The following is a 19,881-nucleotide window of genomic DNA, read 5'->3' as shown; positions in this document are numbered from 1 at the left end:
TAAGTTTTAAAATTGAGGGGAGATATATATGAACTATTTAAAAAACAATATAAAAATCAACTTTAAAAGCACTTTTATAAAACTTCTTTCATCTTATATAATACTTACATCCATAATTTTATTTATATCAACTACAATTTTATATAATGGCTATAAGCGGCAAATAATAAAAAATTCTACTAATTCATCTGAAAAAATATTAAACCAAGCAAGTTATTATATTGACTATAGCTTAAATTGGGCCAAGCTTTTTACTTATCAACTGTATCTTAGCCAAGATATTTCTAACCTTATGTATGGTGAACAAGATAAACTAAGTGCAATTGATGAGAGCTCAAAAGTTATGTACTTGAATTCTTTACCTCCATCTATTCAATCTGTTTATATCTATAATAATAATAACGGCAAAATTTATAGCTCTATATCTAATTCCATAGACATTAAAGATTTTTATGACCATGAAATATTGAGTTTTTTAAAAGATTCTTCAGAAACATTTACTTCAAAACTAGTTCCAAGAAAAATAAATACAGTATTAAAAAACAATTTGAAGTATGATAAAGATGTTCTTACTATTGCATTATGCAATAGTAAAAATCCAAAAAACTCTTTACCTGATGGTGCCATAATTGTAAACTTAGATGCAGTAGAAATTCAAAAATACTTTAAAACTATATCTGAAGATGGATGTGATTTATTTGCCGTTGATGAAAAAGGAAATATAGTTATGCATTCTAATTCAAATATGTTTTTAAGAAATATTTCTGAAAATAGCTATATACAAAACATATTTAAATCAAAAAACTCAAAAGGTAGTTTTTTATCTACTATTGATGGTACTCCTTGTGTCGTTACATATTCTTCTTCTAGTAGATTAGGGTTAAAGTTTGTATCTATAACTCCATATAAAACCTTACTTCAAAGTATTAATGTCATGACAAAACTGCTGATAGCAATGTTTATTCTTTTATTTATTGTAGGAATAATTTTCTCATACATTGTATCTAAAAAGATCTATTCTCCTATTGATAAAATAGTAAAACAAGTTAAGAGTAAGTTACCTATAATTTCTGATTCTGAAAACACCATTGATTCTAATGAACTAGATCTGTTATCTTTAGCTATTGATAATATACTTAATGAACCAGTAACATTAAAAAACCTTACTAACGAAGATACAAGCTTCATAAGAAAACGGTTACTAGAAGGTCTTTTATTAAATGATGGTGTAGCTATTAAAAATATAAGGACAAAACTCAATGAACTAGATATCAAATTACCTGATGAAGGCAATTTAGTGGTAGTATTTAAAGTAGATAGACTTAAGGATTTTTATTCTAAATATGATCATGACGGCAGGAACTTATTAAGATTTGGCATTTGTAATATATGTCACGATGTATCATCGAAATATTATAATAATGAATGTATTTTTATAAACAGTACCTATATGGCGCTTATTTTGAATATATCAGATGAAAATTCAATGGAAAACTTAGACCTAATTTTTAACCTTATAAAAGAAATTCAAGAATATGTATCACTATATTATAAAATTTCTCTTTCTGCTGGAATTGGGTGCTATATTTGTGACATAAATCAATTGTCGATATCCTATAAAGTTGCTATAAATTGTTTAAAATATACATTAAAATTTGGAATAAATTCTATTCTTTATTATAAAGAAATAAATAAACATATAAATAATGATTATCATTATGACGAGGGTATGGAAACCTTACTTTTTAACTCTATTAAATTAGGAAACATTAAGAGTGTAGAAACTCAACTTGATAAGATACTAGCTACTATCAGTACATATTCTTATAGTAATATGCTACTTAGCATATCTCATTTGGCATTACACTCGAAAAAATTAGTAGATTCTCTACATTTTATAAATAATGAACCTTCAGATATGAGCTTAAAAAGTTTCTTAAATAATTTAGATAAGCTAGAAACCTTAGATGAAGTTAAGTTCTGGTTTATGAGTTTCTATACTGATTTCATTAATCAACTTAATGAGAAAAAATCAAATAAATCTGACACTATTGTGACTACAACATTAAAATACATTGAGGAAAACTATAGTAATCCATGCTTATCAGCGGAATCTATTGCAGATTACGTAGATATTTCACCTAATTATTTAAGAACTATATTTAAAAATACAGTAAATAAATCACTTTCTAACTATATATCAGAATTTAGATTTAATAAATCCAAGGCTTTGCTTGAAACAACAGATCTTACCGTGTCTGATATATCTACAGCTGTAGGATTTAGTAATAGCAATTATTTTTATACTGCTTTCAAAAAAAACTATGGTATTTCACCAAATCAGTATAGAACTAATTATAAAAATAACTCTATCATTAGCTAAGAATTAAGCTACCGCAACCGTATTTGGATATTAATGTAAAAAATCTGTTGTGTTAGGTACTAGTAAAAGCACCTAACACAACAGACTAATACCATTCTTAGACTTTCTAAGCAATATTATCTTCTGATTTTGTAAACTTATCTTTTCTCGCTTTATAAATAGGATAACCTATTAGTGTAAGAACTATTCCTAAACCTGCATTTAACGGCTGAGTAAATAAAGTATTTAGTATTATATATAATCCCCCAATTATAGCTATAGCCGGCATTATAGGGTATAAAGGAACTTTGTATGGTCTATGTAGATTAGGTTGATTCTTTCTAAGTACTATTACTGCATAGAACGTCATACAGTAGAATATCCATATTACAAATACCAATAAATCAGTTAACTGATCAAACTTACCTGAAAATATCAACAATATTGATATAACTGTGATTAATATACCGCTGTTTATTGGAGTTTTAAAGGTTGGATGTAACTTCGCTAACCATTTACTTCCTGGTAGTTTATTCTCTATTGCCATAGCATATGGAATTCTCATTCCAGTTAGTATATATCCATTTAATGCACCAAATATTGATACTAGTATACCTATTGTAATAATCTTTCCACCTGATGGTCCAAAGATTACATTTGCAACATCAGCAGCTGGTGTTTTTGTTGCAGCAAGGACACTTGCTGGTAATACAAATAAATAAGCTATATTTATCAATATGTAAACGGCCATAACTAATGATAAACCACCAACTATTGCTCTAGGTAAGTCTTTGGCTGGGTTTTTCATTTCTCCCGCTATAGCTCCAACGTTTATCCACCCTTCATAAGCAAACATTGTAGCTACGAGAGCTGAACCTAAACTTGTACCGATTGGATGATCCGCAGCTGTCATAGGAAATAATCTAACTACACCACCATCCCCATTCATAAGTCCCACAACTATGATTGCAACTAGTGGTATTAACTTACCAAAGGTAGAAACAGTCTGAATAACTGCCCCTGTTTTTGATCCTAACGAATTCATAAATAATAAAAAAATAGTTGATATTATTGCTATTGGAATTAATATTGCATCACCTAAACCTAGCAATGAAACCACTTGAGTCGCAAATATTATTGCAAGAGCAGCTACATTTGCTGGAAAATATATGACTATTTGAGCCCATCCTAAAAGATATCCCCAAATATCACCATAAGTTTCTTCTAAGTAAGCTACCATACCACCAGTTCTTGGTATAGCTGCAGATATCTCAGCAGCTGTAAGACCACCTGCTATAGATATAATTCCGCCTAAAATCCATGCTGATATCCCTAAGCCCGGAGCTCCTGTGGCACTAAATACTGCCCTAGGTTTAAAAAATACTCCAGAACCGATAACCATACCAATAACGATTGCCAGAGCGGGTATAAGACCAATTTCCTTTTTTAATTCGTCCTTACTCATTTTCTGCTTACCTCCCTATAAGTTTATTCGATAAGATAATAACATCACGCATATTTTAGTTTAAGCATATTTTTACAATATTTGCATAAAATTATTCATATATCATAAAAGTTTGTTTTTAGAAACTTAAATTTCTGAACTTAAGGTAAAACGTACTATTAATTTCAAAAATTGCTTTTGACAATTAATAATTTTTATTATATAGTATAAGTAATTATATAACTAGGATGGTGTATATGAATAATTTAGCTAACATTTTTAGGGAAAAGAAATTAAAGCTTACTCCTCAACGTATTGCTGTTTATAAATTTTTACAATCTACAAATGAACATCCATCTGCCGAGACAATATATAAAGCACTTCAAACAGAGTATCCTACAATGAGCTTAGCAACAGTTTACAAGGCTTTAAAAACATTAGTTGAAGTAAATCTTGTTCAAGAACTTAATGTAGGTGAAGGTAATTTTAGATATGACGGTAATACCTCACCGCATCCTCACATACAATGTTTAAATTGTAGTAAAGTAGATGATGTCCATGGTGTTTGTTTTTCAGACTTAAATGACAAAGTTAAGGACTTTACTGATTACGAAGTTTTAGCAAACCAAATATACTTTTATGGTATATGTAAATCTTGTAAGAATAGCATTAAAGAAAACTAGCTCTTATTAAGTATAAACATTAACAGCAGTTACAATTATTTAGTAACTGCTGTTCTATTTTACTTTTTAAATTCTTAATTTTAATTAGTGCTTATTTTTTCTTAAATTACTTATAGGCTTCATCTACTACTTCTTCCCATTCCTTTTTAGTCTCTTTGCCAGAAAGCATTTCATCTATCTTAGAAGATATATTATTTTTTAACTTTTGTGGTATATTATAAACATAAGCTACACTATCCTCTGTACTAGTTGAAAGATGCTGTATAACTATTCCTTTAACACCTTTCTCTTTATCGCCATTTACTTTCTTATTTCCAGTTACAAATCCTTTTTCCTTTAGTTTCTTTTGAGCATCATCATTTAGTACAAATTTTATAAAATTACCTACCTCTTCACCATTTTTATTATTTACAGCTACACAAATAATAGAATTTAATACGACGGGTACATTAAATTTAACTGAGGAGTCATTTATATTTTCGCCAATTGCCTTTATATTGTCATCTTTAAAAGTATTAGCATAGTAAGATGAACATATTATAACTGGTATATCTCCTTTTTCAAATTTATTCACCGTACTTTCATTGCCAATTTCAAAGGTATTTTTGGTTATGCTTCCATATTTAATCAAATCATTTAAAGTATCAAAAGCTTGCTGCATTTCAGTTATAGTTTTATAAGAATTAGCTCCGCTATCATACTTGCTTTCTAACTTTCTCATACTAACTCTATTGTTTACTATGATAGAAAACAAGCCACTATTTATATCTAAGTCTTCTGAAATTACTACTGGTATTCGTTTAGACCCTTCACCAAGTTTTTTTAGCGTATCTTTTAAATCACCTAGAGTTGTAGGTGCTTTTAACCCTAATTTATCAAAGGTATCTTTATTATATAAAACCTCCATTGTGTATGGAATTAACCCTATTCCATAATACTTATCCTCATATCTTCCATATGCTTTAACTACATTGTAATATCTATCATTTATTTTGTTTTCATCGTAGTAATTCCCCATATCACTTAAGAGTCCTTTTCTACTTAGTGTTAACATGTTATTTCTTGATGTAATAACAATATCCGCTTCATTTCCCTTGCTTATATCTTCTTCTATTTTTTCTCCTATGGCGTTATTTAAGCTAACCTTAACCTTGGGATTTGCTTTTTTATATTCTTCTGTAACAAATTTTATTATATTTAAAGACTCCTTATCTTTAACGTCTAGATATATGTTCAACTGTTTTTCTTTTGAGGTCTCGTTGTTTGAATTACCACAGCCACTTATATTAATAATCAGTGCCATCAATAAGAAAATTATTAATGTTTTTCTCTTATTAAACATAGTTTCCTCCTTTCACTTCAGTAGTTTATCTATTTAATAATTTATTTTACTTATAAAAGCATTATAAGCTTATTTTGTACATAATAATTAAATATATAATAACTTCATATAATTAAATGGAGGTGAAATATATGAAGTTTAGGGTAATATTTCTAAAGAAAAAATTTATCTATTTTTTAATTTTAGCATTAGTATTATTTATATTATTAATAATTTTAATGATATCAAAGAAACCTTCTCCAACCTTTAGCAATATCAATGATGATAAAACAATAAAAGCAGATTTTAATGGGGATGGAAAAGATGAGCTAATGTCTGTAAAAAGAGATGGAGACAAGTATAGCATTGAAGTTAAAACTAAAGATAAGAGCTACGCTATTGAAACGGATAAAAATGCTCCACCAATTGGCTCACACTCTCCTTACTGGCCAATGAGAGTAACTCTTATGGATGTATCTAGAGATAAAATTCCCGAAATATTTATTCAGTCTTCCAACAATGAGAACTCTGTTCAGCATTTTTTTATTTGGAACGATGGTAAGTTTGAAAATATTTTTTCCAATTCAAATAATATTTTGGGGTTTATAGATTGTAAAAACAATAAAACTCCAAAGGTTATCTCAGGAAAATTACAGAATGATAACATATTATTGTCAAACTATATGTTTTTGAATTACAAATTTAAAAATTATAATTATGATAGTAATAACATATTTATGGGGAAAGATACAGTCTGTACTTTTGTTAAGTTTATACAAGGCCTTCCTCATAGCCAAGCCTATATGCCTAAAGACATATTTTCTCCAGACATAGTAACCTCTGGTTTATCTGCAGTAAATAAATTAGCCAGTGAGAATAATACTTATGTGTTTCAAGATGGATTATTCGTAGAAAATAAATGTAATAAAGATGGTGACGTCTCTGAAGTACTTTGGACCTTAAATTTTAGAGGTACCTCTAATACAGATAGTAGCATAGTAAAAAATTATACTTTGAATCTTTTATTAACTCCTGACACAGATAGTAAAGAGAATTACTATTTCAAGATTTATTCTATGTATTTAAAATAGATGAAACAAAAAGGGACCGCTTTTAACGGTCCCAAGGGGGATGGGGGGTTATTACACTAAGTGAAAGTTTGTTATCACTTAGTGCTTTAGGAGATTATATCTCCGAATTACATTTATTATATTAACCCATCCCGTAAATTTTATTCACCATTTTTAAAAAATATTTAATATTTTTTATACATTTCTTGAACTTCCTGCTTTATTTCATCTCTAAGCTCCGAAGGTTCTATTACTTCTGCATTTTTACCAAAGCTCATTACCCAATTTTTAACACCATCGGTTTCATCTACATAAACGCTAAATAATACTGATCCATCTTCTAGACTTTTTATTTCCTGATTTACATGCCATTTTGTATCTTTTATAAAGGATTGAATATCCTTATCAAATTTTATTATAACTTTAGTTTTTTCTCCTGTAAATAGCCCCCAACAATTTTCTAGGTAATCTTTTAATTGAAAATTATGAGGTCTCATATATATTTCATCAGTTACTTTTAAACTCTTGATTCTCGATACTTTAAAAGTCTCTACCTTCTCCTTCATATGACAATAACCAATTATATACCATGCTCCTGATTTAAATATTAGATTATAGGGATCCACTTTTCTTATAGTTAAACTATTCTTATTTATAGAGAAGTAATTTAAACTCAATGCTCTTCCCCTATTCATTGAATAATTAATTTTTGATATCTTATCTTCTAAATTTTGTAGAGATCCTATTTCGTTTATTTTAAAATCACCATTATCATTCAAAGACTTTAATTCCATATTGTCATTCACAGAAAAGCTCTTTATTTTAGATACAGCACTTTCTAAATGCTTTTGATGTATAAACCCATTTTCTTCTGTAAGTATTTGTGTTGCCATAAGCAAAGATTGTATCTCATCTTCACTAAGCTTGGATGGCTTCATATAAAATTCCTCGTCTATATAAAATCCGCCATATCTGCCCTTTTTTGTGTGTACAGGTATACTTGCCTTATTTAAGCTACTTATATATCTATATATAGTTTTTTTGTCAACATCTAAAGTTTCAGCTAGTTCCGATGCAGTAGTAAGTCCCTTGTATTGTAATGTAATTATCATTTCAAGTAAATGAGATATCTTAGACATAACCTTTTACCCCCGATATAAATTTATAACTAATCTCTATTTATATCGTCTTATTATTCATTTATTTTAGTGGGTTTATAAATAAACCTAAAATATATATTAATAGTTATATTTATTTTTTAGTAATATGTACATTTTTTTGTGTCAAATGGTATAGGAATGAATAGTATATACTATAAAACAAATTAAAAGAAAAGCTAATTAAGTAACCATTAGATGAAAATTAATTAAATCAAAAGAAGTAAAGTAATAAGATTAAAATAAAACCATAGCCCAGAAAGGGGGGTCTGAATATGAGTCATAGACATTGTTGTTGTCACGATCATGAAGATAGAGGTAATTTCTTATTACCGCTAGCAGCTTTAATAGGATTAATATTGCTAGCTTTTGGTAGATGCAGAGGTACTATTTATGCAGTGCTAGTTATTCTTTCTGTTCTAATAGTTTGTGGATGCGGCATGAAAACTAAATGCTAATTTTAGGTCAAGATATTAATTAATCTGTGTCAATAATACAAAAGTGTACGATATGTCTTATAAAACAACTGATGGCAACTAAGTATTAAAAACATCAAGGTAATATATGGATAAAACAAAAGACATAAAGTGATAAGAATTAAATAAAACCACAGCCCAGAAAGGGGGGTCTAAATATGGAAGTTTTTCAAGGTAATAGATTATTAGCTCTAGCAGCTATAATAGCATTATTACTTCTAGGATTTAACAGAAGGAAAGGTGCTCGTTACGCTGTATTAATTACTCTAGCAGTATTGATAGTTTGTGGATGCAGCTGCCGTCACTAGAATCAAATATTAAATAGGGAGAGCTTAACAGCTCTCCTTTCTATAAGGGAGTGATATAATGGGTAAACATCATCACAAAGCCCCTAAAAATTCAACTAGCGTTTCTAGTAACTCTAGTGGATTAGGTAGTTTTGGTGGCTTTAATATAGGTGATTTGCTAAAAAATATAGATATAAATCAAGTTATTTCATTACTTTCTTCATTTGTAGGCGCAAAAAATATGAATACGGATCAATTAAGCTCCATGATTCGTAATCTTGACTTAAATGATGTAAGTAAAGAAACTAGTTCATCTAAAATAGATATGAATAAACTACAGTCTCAACTTTCACTTTTAGCAGATAGACTTGACCAAGTAGACGGCGGTAAAGGTGCTAATGTTCATGATGAGTTATTAAACGCTGTGAATAATCTTCAAAATACACCTGGCGGCACTGACGCAATACTCGATTTTATAAAATCAAATCTTAGCGGCGCTGATGAAGACACTAACAAAAGGAATAGAAAATAAAGACAAAATTAGTACGTATGATTACCAGTTTAAGTGAATATATGTATCATGTACAAATATTTTATTTATAAATATAGTTAAACTCTATAATAAATAAAATGGACGTACATAGTATAGCTTATTATGTACGTCTACAGGGCATCTTCAAAAAGGTGCTCTATTAAAGTTTTATTGTTCCTAACTTTTCTAATAATAATATTGTAGTTGTTACCGAATTAAACATAAAATGATTAAATACTGAATACCAATAACCTTTTTTATTAATTAGATAACAATTATATAATCCTATCCACACTAGCACTGGAAATGCTCTTAAATTAAAGTGTATAAATGCAAAAATTAAACTACTTAATATAGATGCAAGATATATTCCTATTCTTGGTCTAAAAGTTTTTTGAAATAATATCCACCTGAATACAAACTCTTCAAGTACTGGCGCAAATATTGTAACTATAGGTATCATAATCAAAAATTTATCTAAGGGCATATCTGTCATCCAAGTAACTATTTCTTGTTGTTCTGCTTCAACCTTAAAATTAGAAAGTAAAATTGTTTCCAATGCTGATATAAGAATAGTCATTAAATAGGAGATAAAGGTTACTTTTATCCCTACCATAAGATTAAAACTTTTTAAGCTAAATTTAAACCTTTCATAATCCCCTTTAAACTTACTGCTTAGACTCTTCTTACTATAATACATACTGTAAAATGAAACATATTCACTTGTAAAGGTATCATGAGCATTCTCAGCAGACTTTAAGTATTTAATATTTAAAATTACAAAAATAAAAGGGAGCAGGTTTTGAGTAAAAAACGAAATTATAATATACAAAAATCCCATTAATACCAAAGGCACTTTTCCTTTATGTTTTTCTCTCCAAAAATTTGCGAACAGTATAAATGGAGGCATATAAACAAACAAAAATACAAGGGCATCTTTAATAATATCAATTTTAATCATTATATTTTCTCCCTGCTTATTTCTCCACTAGCTAATCCTTAGCTTCAGTCAAGGTTTCTTCCATAACTTGTAGAAGTTCCTCTTTGCCTAATTTTTTAAGAGAAGAAAAAGTTAATAATTGATCATCTTGCTGTAATCCTAAGGTATCTTTTATTACTTTTAAGTTCCTTTGGATTTCAGACTTTTTTAATTTATCAATTTTTGTCGCAACCACAACAGTATCATAATTATAATATTTTATCCATTTGTACATAATTATGTCATCTTCGGTTGGTTTATGCCTGCAATCTACCAGAAGCACTATCTTTTTTAACTGCTCTCTCTTAAGCAAATAGGTTTCAATTACTTTTCCCCAGCTTTCTTTTTCTACTTTTGAAACTTTAGCATATCCGTATCCAGGTAAATCAACAAAATAAAATTCATTATTTATTAGAAAAAAGTTTACTAACTTAGTTTTACCAGGAGTACCACTAACTTTAACTAACTTTCTTCTATTAGTCAGAGTATTTATGAGAGAAGACTTACCCACATTAGATCTTCCTACAAAAGCTATCTCCACTCTATTATCTGTAGGATATTGAGATCTAAGTACCGCTGAGGTCGTAAATTCTGCTTGTTTTATTTCCATATATTCATCTCCGTATATTCTTTTTTCTCATGAAGTGAAACTTGAATCAGATAGAATTTTAACCACCATCTGATTCTTAGTTGAAATAAGTTTAGTCATTTTTTACAATAGCACTTTTTAGTACAATATCTATATTATCTGCTATTATATAATTCAACTTACTTTTAATTGTCTTAGGTATTTTAAATAAATCTTTTTCATTATCTTTAGGTATTATTACAGTATCAATACCGGCTCTATAAGCAGCAAGACTTTTTTCTTTTAATCCACCTATAGGTAAAACTCTACCAGTTAAAGTTATCTCCCCAGTCATAGCTACATTATGTTTTACTTTCTTTTCACTTAAAGCAGATACCATAGCAGTAATCATTGTCACACCTGCTGATGGTCCATCCTTCGGTACAGCTCCCTCTGGAACATGTATATGAAGGTCTTTATTCTTATAGAACTCTTTATCTATTCCATATTTATAAGCATTAGCTCTAACATAGCTATATCCTGCTTTCGCAGATTCCTTCATTACATCACCAAGCTGTCCTGTCAGCTCTAATTTTCCTGTTCCAGGCATAACAGTTACTTCTATAGGAAGGGTATCTCCTCCGTATCCAGTCCACGCCATTCCCATTACAACTCCAACTTTATCTTCTTTATCAGCTTTATCATAAATATATATCTCAGGACCAAGATAGCTTTTAACTTTGTTCACTGTTATAATAATATTTTTCTTATCTTTTTCTAGCATTTCTGCTACTGCTTTTCTTATAACAGAAGATGTCTTTCTTTCAAGACTTCTAACGCCTGATTCTCTTGTATAGTGATCAATCAAATAATAAATAGATGCATCGGAGAACTTGATTTTTTCTTCATCTATTTCATGCTCTTTTAGCTTTTTAGTTATTAAATGATCTTTACATATATGAAATTTCTCTTCACTAGTGTAGCCAGAAACTTCTATAATCTCCATTCTATCAAGCAAAGGCCTTGGTATAGTCTCTAGACTATTGGCTGTAGTTATAAATAAAACATTAGATAAATCAAAGTCAAGTTCAAGATAATGATCCCTATATGTATTATTCTGTTCTGCATCCAGTATTTCTAAAAGTGCATCTGCTGGATTTCCTCTAAAATCATTACTCATTTTATCTATCTCATCTAATAGAAATAGTGGATTTTTCGATTTTGCTTGCTTCATTCCATATATAATTCTTCCAGGTATAGCTCCAACATAAGTTTTTCTATGACCTCTTATTTCAGCCTCATCTCTTACTCCACCTAAAGACATTCTTACAAACTTTCTATTTAATGCATTTGCTATAGATCTAGCTATAGAAGTTTTACCTACTCCTGGTGGTCCAACAAGGCAAAGTATAGGACCTCTTAGTGAGTTACTCATTTTTCTAACTGCCAAATATTCGATTATTCTGTCCTTTACATCTTCAAGACCATAATGCTCTTTTTCTAGTACTGCTCTAGCAGTCTTTATATCTAGGTTATCTTTTGTTTCAGTATTCCAAGGTAGATCAAGAATCCAATCTAAATATGTTCTTATCACTCCACCCTCAGCTGAGTAACTTCCACTATTCTTTAATCTATCTAATTCATATAACGCTTTCTCTTTAACTGGCTTTGGAAGCCTTGCCTTATTTATTTTATTTTTATACTTCGCTATCTCTTTTTTATCTTCATCTTCTTCGCCAAGCTCTTCCTGTATAGCTTTTAATTGCTCTCTTAAGTAGTATTCTTTTTGAACTTTATCTATTTTATTTTTTACTTTTGCTCCAATATTTCTTTCTAATTTTAATATATCAACTTCATTAGTTAATATCTCAAGAAGTTTTTCAAGTCTTTCCTCAACATCATAGGCCTCCAGAAGCTCTTGTTTACTTTCTTGCTTTAGCATTAAATAAGAACTTACTACATCTGAAAGTCTTCCAGGACTATCTAAATCATCTGTAATTACTGTTTCTACAGGTATACTTCCTGATAACTTCGTATATTGCTCAAAACTCTTTTTAACAGAACGAACAAGTGCTTCACATTTCTGACTTTCAACACATTCTTTGTCCTCTAGCACTTCAATTTTAACTTTTAAAAAAGGTTCTTTCTCAATATATTCTTTTAATCTTCCTCTGCTTTCACCTTCAACTAGTACACGTACAGTATCTCCTGGTAATTTTAATATTTGTTTTATGTTACAAATTGTACCTATGTTAAAAATATCATCTTCATCCGGTTCTTCAATTTTAGCTTCCTTTTGTGCAGCTAAAAATATTTTTTGATCTGAAAGCATTGCTTCTTCCAGTGCAAGTATAGATTTCTCCCTACCTACATCAAAATGTAAAACCATGTATGGAAATATAGTAATGCCTCTTAAGGGAATCAGAGGAATAACCTTCATATCTTTATCCATATTTCTCCCCCCGTTTTTTTATTTTAGTATAACCTACTAATAAATTAATATATAGTTAGACTAATATATTATAACCATAAAATAGTTTTTTTTCAATTATTGTATTAAGCTTGCCTATTTTTCACCTGACTAACTTGGCGTAAGTCTCCCACTTTATATGAAACTCCTCTTCCTAACGTCAGAGGAGTAAGCTATTCACACAAAATCATAGATTTTAGTTCTCTGTTTAAGTGGGAGTTCAACGCCAAGTAAGCCATGCATTCCCAGCTCTAAAATTCAGATGGGGAAAAGAATCCCCATCTGAATTAAGATCTTGCTTCAATAACTTATTAGCCAGATGGGCTTAAAAGCCCACCTGATTAAAGTCCTCATTCTATGTAGCTGATTCAGCAGAGAGGACATCTACATTTGTTTCTATTTGAACAGTTGAACTGTCTTTATCTTCTTTTAATATAGAAATATCAAGTACTTCATTAATATTTTTCACAGAAATAACCTTTATTCCTTCTAATTGAGAAAAACTATCCTGCCAATTTTCAATTGGTATTATTACAATCTTTGCACCTGCTTTTTTAGCTGCTTGAATCTTTGCATTTACTCCACCTATAGGTTTGACATCTCCATGTATAGATATTTCACCAGTCATTGCTACTTCATTATTTATTGGTATATTATTTATAGCACTATAAATAGCTGTAGCTATACTTATGCCTGCTGAAGGTCCATCTACAGGTGCTCCTCCTGAAAAGTTTATATGTATATCATATTCATCACAATTTAGGTTAAATATTTTTTCTATTACAGTTATTACATTTTCTACTGAGCATCTTGCCGTGCTTTTTCTTCTCATTTTTCTGTTTTGATTACTTATCTCTTCTTCTTCTATTATGCCTGTTATTCTTATATTGCCCTTTCTAAGGGTTACCTTCTTAGCTGTAGCCTCTACTTCCATTACAGCCCCCATGTTTGCTCCATAAACTGCTAATCCATTGACATATCCTACTGCTGGAAATTCTCTTATTTTCTTTTCAGGTCTTGGAGAATATTGACCATTCTCTATTACCCATTCTACATCACTTACTGTAATTTCCTTTCTTGCTTCATCTAATGCTATACCTGATGCAAGTTGAATTAAATTTACAACATCCCTTCCATTTTGCGAATATCTTCCTACTAAATCACATGCCTTTTCCCCTATAGTAAATCCTATCTTATTAACTGAGTTTTTAGCTATAACTTGAATTTCATCTGGTAAAAGAGGCCTAAAAAATATTTCTACACATCTTGATCTTAATGCTGGAGTAATTTCCTCCGGATTTCTTGTAGTAGCTCCAACTAATCTAAAATCTGCAGGAAGACCATTTTCAAAAATATCCTTTATATATGTGGGCATATTATCATCAGATGAATTATAATAAGAACTATCTAAAAAAACTTTTCTATCTTCTAAAACCTTTAATAATTTGTTCATTTCAATAGGATGTAATTCTCCTATTTCATCTATAAAAAGTATCCCTCCATGTGCTTTCGTAACGGCTCCTGCCTTAGGTTGCGGTATACCAGCTACTCCCAAGGATCCTGCTCCCTGATATATAGGGTCATGTACCGATCCTATAAGGGGATCTGCTATTCCCCTATCATCAAACCTTATCGTAGTGGCATCAATTTCGATAAACTTTGCATTCTCGGCAAAAGGTGAATATTCTTTTTTCTTTGCATGTTCCAGCACTAATCTAGCTGCTGCAGTCTTACCAATTCCAGGTGGTCCATATATTATAACATGCTGGGGATTGGCTCCACATAAAGCTGCTTGAAGAGCTTTTATTCCCTTTTCTTGACCTGTTATCTCACTAAAAGAAGATGGTCTACTTTTTTCTGTGAGAGGTTCTGTTAGCTTTATCTCTCTTAATTTTTTAAGTTTCTCCATTTCCTTTTTATTCTCTCTATCTATGATTACCTTTCTAGATTGCTGATTTTTTAGTGCGTTAAAAAAGTAAGCTCCCATGACAACAGTAACTATTAATTCAATAATCATTAAAGAATACATCATTTTTAAAACATCCCTCCAGAATTCCCTATATTACCTGTAAAATAATCTCTGTAATTATTATGCTCATCTTTTATGGAGGATATTCTAATATTAATTTAAAATGGTGAATTGAGGATTAAAAACAGAAAAGAGTACCGTTTTTCACAGTACTCTCAATTCTCTATGCTGTTTCTGAACCTTTTCTAGTTCTTGACTTTTTAACTTTTATTGGAGTTCTCTTTTCACCCTCTGCATTAACAAGTTCAGGTTGCTTTGTAGTAATAGTTTCTTGATTCACAATTACTTTGGCTATTTCTTCCCTTGAAGGAATATCAAACATTATATCCTTCATGGTATCTTCTATTATTGCTCTAAGACCTCTCGCTCCTGTACTTCTTTTCATTGCTTCATCAGCAATTGCTTCTAAAGCCTCATCAGTAAACTCAAGCTCAACATTGTCTATTTCGAAAAGCTTTTTATACTGTTTGACAAGGGCATTTTTAGGTTCCTTTAAAATGCTAATCAATGCTTTTTTATCTAAAGCATCAAGTGTTACCACTATTGGAAGTCTTCCTACAAATTCAGGAATAAGACCAAATTTCAATAAGTCCCCTGGCATTATATCCTGTAAAAGTGTTCCAAGATCCTTTTCCTTTTTAGATTGAATTTCGGCACCAAAACCTAATGTGCTGGTTCTTGTTCTATTTTCAATAATTTTATCTATTCCATCAAAAGCACCACCACAAATAAATAATATATTAGATGTATTTATTTGTATAAATTCTTGGTGAGGATGTTTTCTCCCACCCTGAGGTGGTACGGATGCCACTGTACCTTCAAGTATCTTTAATAAAGCTTGCTGTACACCTTCTCCTGATACATCCCTAGTTATAGATGGATTTTCTGATTTTCTAGCTATTTTGTCTATTTCATCTATATATACTATTCCTCTTTCAGCTCTTTCTATATCATAATCAGCATTTTGAATAAGCTTTAATAGTATATTTTCAACATCTTCTCCAACGTAACCAGCTTCAGTTAAAGTAGTAGCATCAGCTATAGCAAAAGGTACATTTAAAAATTTTGCTAAGGTCTGAGCTAAAAGAGTTTTTCCTGATCCTGTAGGTCCTAATAGAAGAATATTACTTTTTTGCAATTCAACATCATCATTATTAATATTTGAGTTAATTCTTTTGTAATGATTATAAACTGCTACTGCTAAAGATTTTTTTGCACCATCTTGACCAATTACATATTGATCAAGATAACCCTTTATATCTATAGGCTTAGGAAGAGAGCTCATATCTACCTGAACGTCTTCTTCAAATTCATCGCTTATTATCTCAGAACAAAGTTCTATACATTCATCACAAATATATACACCTGGCCCCGCTATCAATCTTCTAACTTGATCTTGAGTTTTGCCGCAAAATGAACATTTCAATTGTTTCTTTTCATCAATTTTGGCCATTATAACACCTCTCTAAAGGTTATTTCTTTTTTACAATTACTTCATCTATTAATCCATAGTTTTTAGCATCCTCTGCTGACATGAAGTTGTCTCTTTCTGTATCCCTCTCAATTGTTTCTAGTGGCTGACCTGTTCTTTCACTTAATATAGTATTCAATTTTTTCTTTATTTTAAGTATTCTATCTGCATGAATTCCTATATCTGTCGCTTGACCTTGAAATCCTCCAAGAGGTTGATGTATCATTACTTCAGCATTTGGCAAAGCAAATCTCTTTCCTTTTGCTCCCGCGGTAAGCAAAAATGCACCCATTGAAGCTGCCATACCTACACATATAGTTGACACATCTGGTTTAATATGCTGCATAGTATCATAAATTGCCATTCCAGCAGTTATAGATCCGCCTGGGCTATTTATGTATAAATGTATATCTTTATCAGGGTCTTCTGCCTCTAAGAATAATAACTGAGCTACTACAAGACTAGCAGTAACATCGTTAACTTCCTCACTTAACATTATTATTCTGTCCTTTAAAAGTCTAGAATAAATATCATATGATCTTTCTCCTCTGTTAGTTTGCTCAACGACTACTGGTACTAAACTCATAATCCTCTCCTCCTTTTTAATCACCATATAAGTGATTTTACCCATTTGAAATTTATTTATATCAACCTATATAAGGATGAAAACCCAGCATATTTTCAGTTTAAAATTAATTGCCAGAAAAACTCCTGGCAATTAACCCTTTTTTATATCTTATGCTGTTGCTTTACTATTATCAACTAACATTTTTACTACTTTTTCATTAACTACATCTAATTTTAAGTAGCTCTTTTGAGAATCAAGAACTAATTTAGCTGTTTTTTCTAAATCCTTGCTTCCGTATTGTTTTGCCATTTCTGTAGCTTTAGCTAAAAGTTCTTCTTCAGTTGCATCTATATTTTCAACCTTAGCTATTTCTTCAATTACTAAATCTGTCTTTACTCTCTTATCTGCAGTTTCTTTCATGTACTCTCTAACTTTTTCTTCAGTATTATTTGTGTATTGATAATATGTTTGAAGATCTAATCCTTGATATTGTAATCTCATTTCTAAGTCTTTAAGCATATTATCTATTTCTTTATCTATCATAACGCTTGGAATGTCAACTTTAGCATTTGCGCAAACAGCTTCAAGAACTGCTTCTTCATATTCTCTCTTAGCTCTTACTTCATTTACACCTTCCATTTTCTTTCTTACATCAGCCTTTAATTCATCTAAAGTATCAAATTCTGAAACTTCTTTTGCAAATTCATCATCTAATGCTGGTAATTCTTTTATTTTTATATCATTAACTGTAACTTTGAAAGTAGCTTCTTTGCCATTTAATTCCTCTCTGCCATACTCTGCTGGGAAAGTTACTTTAACATCCTTTGAATCACCTTTATTTAATCCTATTAATTGGTCTTCAAAAGTATCTATGAAAGAACCTGAACCGATTTCCAATTCATAATTTGTTCCTTCTCCACCTTCAAAAGCTACCTCGTCAACAAATCCTTTAAAATCTATAACAGCAATATCTCCCTTTGCCACAGTTCCTTCTTCTTTTGTTTCAACTCTAGCATTTTTTTGTTGCATTGATTTTAATTCATTTTCTACTTCTTCTTCTTTAACTTCATATACAGGTTTAGTTACTTCTAATCCTTTATATTCTCCAAGTTCTACTTCTGGAACAACAACTACTGCTGCAGTGTAAATGAAATCTTTTCCTTCTCCAACTTGAACTATGTCTATTTGTGGATAATCAACTGGCTTTATGTTATGTTCTTTTAAAGCTTCTGGATATGTATCATCACAACAGAAATTTATAGCATCTTCATAGAATACTCCTTCGCCATAATATTTCTTTATTATATTCATTGGAGCTTTACCTTTTCTGAATCCTGGTATATTAAATTGCTTAGCATTCTTTGTAAATGCCTTTTTCATTGCTTCATTGAATTTCTCTACCTCTACTGTTATTTCTAACTTTACTACATTATTTTCTATCTTTTCCATTTTAGCGTTCATTATACTTTTCCTCCTAATAACCGTGCTTATATTAACCTCATTATTATAACATATATTTAAAAGTATTAACATATGTTACTTAATCTTATATGATCCTTTATATTATACCAAAATTTCATTTAGTATAGATGAAATTTCTGTATTAATAATTATATACCAAAAAACATAAATTTTACAATTATTTTTTTAATTTCACTGTTGCCTTAATAAAAATTTTTTTGAATCAGAGATTTCCTTTAATTCTGTATAATTATTACTGTAAACTTCTATAATTCCAACTTTATTATAACCCATTTCCTTTAATTTACAAAATATTTTTTTGTAATTTACATCTCCCTTGCCTGGTAATAGGCAAATATTATTCTTATCTCTATCGTTTATATGAAAGTTGATTATATTTTCTCCCATAATATCTATGTATTTTTCTGGATCTACACCCGCTTTATAGGCTTGTTTTATATCTAAAGTAAAAAACACTGGATATTTACAATTTTCTTTTATCATACGTAAAAAATTAATATCAGAGGACATACACCATGATACATTCTCTTGTGCAAGCTTTATTCCCTCTTCTAGTGCAACATATGCTAATTTGTTATATACCTCTAATATAAGCTCGTTTGTGATAAAACCTGCTCCCTGATGTCTCATACCATGAAATGTATAACAATCAGCCCCTAACACTTTAGCTGCTTTACATATCTTTTTAAAGTATACAAACATATCATCTCTTCTTCTTTGATAACTATCAAAAAGGAAAGGTTCAAAGGAAGATGAAAAGCCATGTACGGAATGTATTCTGAAGTTATTTTTATTCTTTTCTTCTAAAAGTTCTTCTATAAAACTCTCTTCATATTCACTAGGACTATTTAAAAATATTTCCCCTCCTTCAAAGCCTAAGCTTTTCATTAATCCTATACTATCTTCTGTTTTCACATTAGGATAAAAACTAGCTGATGATAACCCTATCTCCATTAAAACCTCCACTAACTATATATAAATA

The 19,881-nt window shown here is 30.1% G+C and carries 17 protein-coding genes; 6 read left to right on the top strand and 11 right to left on the bottom strand.

The genetic code is table 11. From position 1 onward, the window contains the following. Nucleotides 1-28: 28 nt before the first annotated feature. Nucleotides 29-2,383: a helix-turn-helix domain-containing protein gene (locus CLMAG_RS02515; RefSeq protein WP_066617477.1), complete on the top strand. Its 2,355-nt coding sequence runs from the start codon at nt 29-31 to the stop codon at nt 2,381-2,383. 106 nt (nt 2,384-2,489) lie between these two features. Here the strand turns inward: CLMAG_RS02515 and CLMAG_RS02510 are convergent, their stop codons facing one another. Then, nucleotides 2,490-3,827, bottom strand: coding sequence for an APC family permease (locus CLMAG_RS02510; protein WP_066617474.1), 1,338 nt, complete (start codon nt 3,825-3,827; stop codon nt 2,490-2,492). A gap of 236 nt (nt 3,828-4,063) precedes the next feature. Between CLMAG_RS02510 and perR the strand changes: the two genes are divergently transcribed. Continuing rightward, nucleotides 4,064-4,489, top strand: a complete 426-nt coding sequence (perR, locus tag CLMAG_RS02505; RefSeq protein ID WP_066617471.1) for a transcriptional regulator PerR — start codon at nt 4,064-4,066, stop codon at nt 4,487-4,489. A 106-nt stretch (nt 4,490-4,595) separates the two neighbouring features. Here perR and CLMAG_RS02500 read toward each other — a convergent pair whose 3' ends face one another. Continuing rightward, nucleotides 4,596-5,831, bottom strand: coding sequence for an ABC transporter substrate-binding protein (locus CLMAG_RS02500; protein WP_066617468.1), 1,236 nt, complete (start codon nt 5,829-5,831; stop codon nt 4,596-4,598). 131 nt (nt 5,832-5,962) lie between these two features. Between CLMAG_RS02500 and CLMAG_RS02495 the strand changes: the two genes are divergently transcribed. Next, on the top strand, nt 5,963-6,901 hold the full coding sequence (locus tag CLMAG_RS02495; RefSeq protein ID WP_066617465.1) for a hypothetical protein: 939 nt from the start codon (nt 5,963-5,965) through the stop codon (nt 6,899-6,901). A 164-nt stretch (nt 6,902-7,065) separates the two neighbouring features. Here the strand turns inward: CLMAG_RS02495 and CLMAG_RS02490 are convergent, their stop codons facing one another. Beyond that, on the bottom strand, nt 7,066-8,019 hold the full coding sequence (locus tag CLMAG_RS02490) for a helix-turn-helix transcriptional regulator (protein WP_066617453.1): 954 nt from the start codon (nt 8,017-8,019) through the stop codon (nt 7,066-7,068). A 293-nt stretch (nt 8,020-8,312) separates the two neighbouring features. On the opposite strand from CLMAG_RS02490, the gene CLMAG_RS02485 reads away from it, so the two are divergent. The 3 genes from CLMAG_RS02485 (at nt 8,313) to CLMAG_RS02480 (ending at nt 9,332) form a co-directional block, all read left to right on the top strand. Further along, nucleotides 8,313-8,495 carry a hypothetical protein gene (locus CLMAG_RS02485; protein ID WP_066617451.1) on the top strand — a complete coding sequence of 61 codons (183 nt, stop codon included), beginning with the start codon at nt 8,313-8,315 and terminating at the stop codon, nt 8,493-8,495. A gap of 176 nt (nt 8,496-8,671) precedes the next feature. Beyond that, nucleotides 8,672-8,821 (top strand): hypothetical protein, encoded by a 150-nt coding sequence (locus CLMAG_RS32185; protein WP_161486912.1) that lies wholly within the window; start codon nt 8,672-8,674, stop codon nt 8,819-8,821. Nucleotides 8,822-8,879: 58 nt separating this feature from the next. Next, nucleotides 8,880-9,332, top strand: a complete 453-nt coding sequence (locus tag CLMAG_RS02480) for a hypothetical protein (RefSeq protein WP_082831767.1) — start codon at nt 8,880-8,882, stop codon at nt 9,330-9,332. 160 nt (nt 9,333-9,492) lie between these two features. Here the strand turns inward: CLMAG_RS02480 and CLMAG_RS02475 are convergent, their stop codons facing one another. The 8 genes from CLMAG_RS02475 to CLMAG_RS02440 form a co-directional block, all read right to left on the bottom strand. Next, nucleotides 9,493-10,293 carry a CPBP family intramembrane glutamic endopeptidase gene (locus tag CLMAG_RS02475; protein ID WP_066617445.1) on the bottom strand — a complete coding sequence of 267 codons (801 nt, stop codon included), beginning with the start codon at nt 10,291-10,293 and terminating at the stop codon, nt 9,493-9,495. 31 nt (nt 10,294-10,324) lie between these two features. Further along, complete coding sequence (yihA, locus tag CLMAG_RS02470) at nt 10,325-10,921, bottom strand: ribosome biogenesis GTP-binding protein YihA/YsxC (protein ID WP_066617439.1); 597 nt, start codon at nt 10,919-10,921, stop codon at nt 10,325-10,327. A 91-nt stretch (nt 10,922-11,012) separates the two neighbouring features. Continuing rightward, nucleotides 11,013-13,331, bottom strand: coding sequence for an endopeptidase La (gene lon, locus CLMAG_RS02465; protein WP_066617436.1), 2,319 nt, complete (start codon nt 13,329-13,331; stop codon nt 11,013-11,015). A gap of 373 nt (nt 13,332-13,704) precedes the next feature. After that, complete coding sequence (gene lonB, locus CLMAG_RS02460) at nt 13,705-15,381, bottom strand: ATP-dependent protease LonB (protein WP_066617433.1); 1,677 nt, start codon at nt 15,379-15,381, stop codon at nt 13,705-13,707. A gap of 160 nt (nt 15,382-15,541) precedes the next feature. After that, on the bottom strand, nt 15,542-16,831 hold the full coding sequence (gene clpX / locus CLMAG_RS02455) for an ATP-dependent Clp protease ATP-binding subunit ClpX (RefSeq protein WP_066617430.1): 1,290 nt from the start codon (nt 16,829-16,831) through the stop codon (nt 15,542-15,544). A 19-nt stretch (nt 16,832-16,850) separates the two neighbouring features. Then, nucleotides 16,851-17,435, bottom strand: a complete 585-nt coding sequence (gene clpP, locus CLMAG_RS02450; RefSeq protein WP_066617427.1) for an ATP-dependent Clp endopeptidase proteolytic subunit ClpP — start codon at nt 17,433-17,435, stop codon at nt 16,851-16,853. 150 nt (nt 17,436-17,585) lie between these two features. Continuing rightward, nucleotides 17,586-18,878 carry a trigger factor gene (gene tig / locus CLMAG_RS02445; RefSeq protein WP_066617424.1) on the bottom strand — a complete coding sequence of 431 codons (1,293 nt, stop codon included), beginning with the start codon at nt 18,876-18,878 and terminating at the stop codon, nt 17,586-17,588. 192 nt (nt 18,879-19,070) lie between these two features. Further along, the gene (locus CLMAG_RS02440; RefSeq protein WP_066617421.1) at nt 19,071-19,853 is read right to left on the bottom strand and encodes a sugar phosphate isomerase/epimerase family protein; all 783 of its coding nucleotides are present in this window, start codon (nt 19,851-19,853) and stop codon (nt 19,071-19,073) included. Between the last annotated feature and the right edge of the window lie 28 nt (nt 19,854-19,881).

The organism is Clostridium magnum DSM 2767 (assembly GCF_001623875.1).
GTDB classification, from domain to species: Bacteria; Bacillota; Clostridia; order Clostridiales; family Clostridiaceae; genus Clostridium_AM; species Clostridium_AM magnum.
This window is presented reverse-complemented; position numbering and strand designations above follow the sequence as displayed.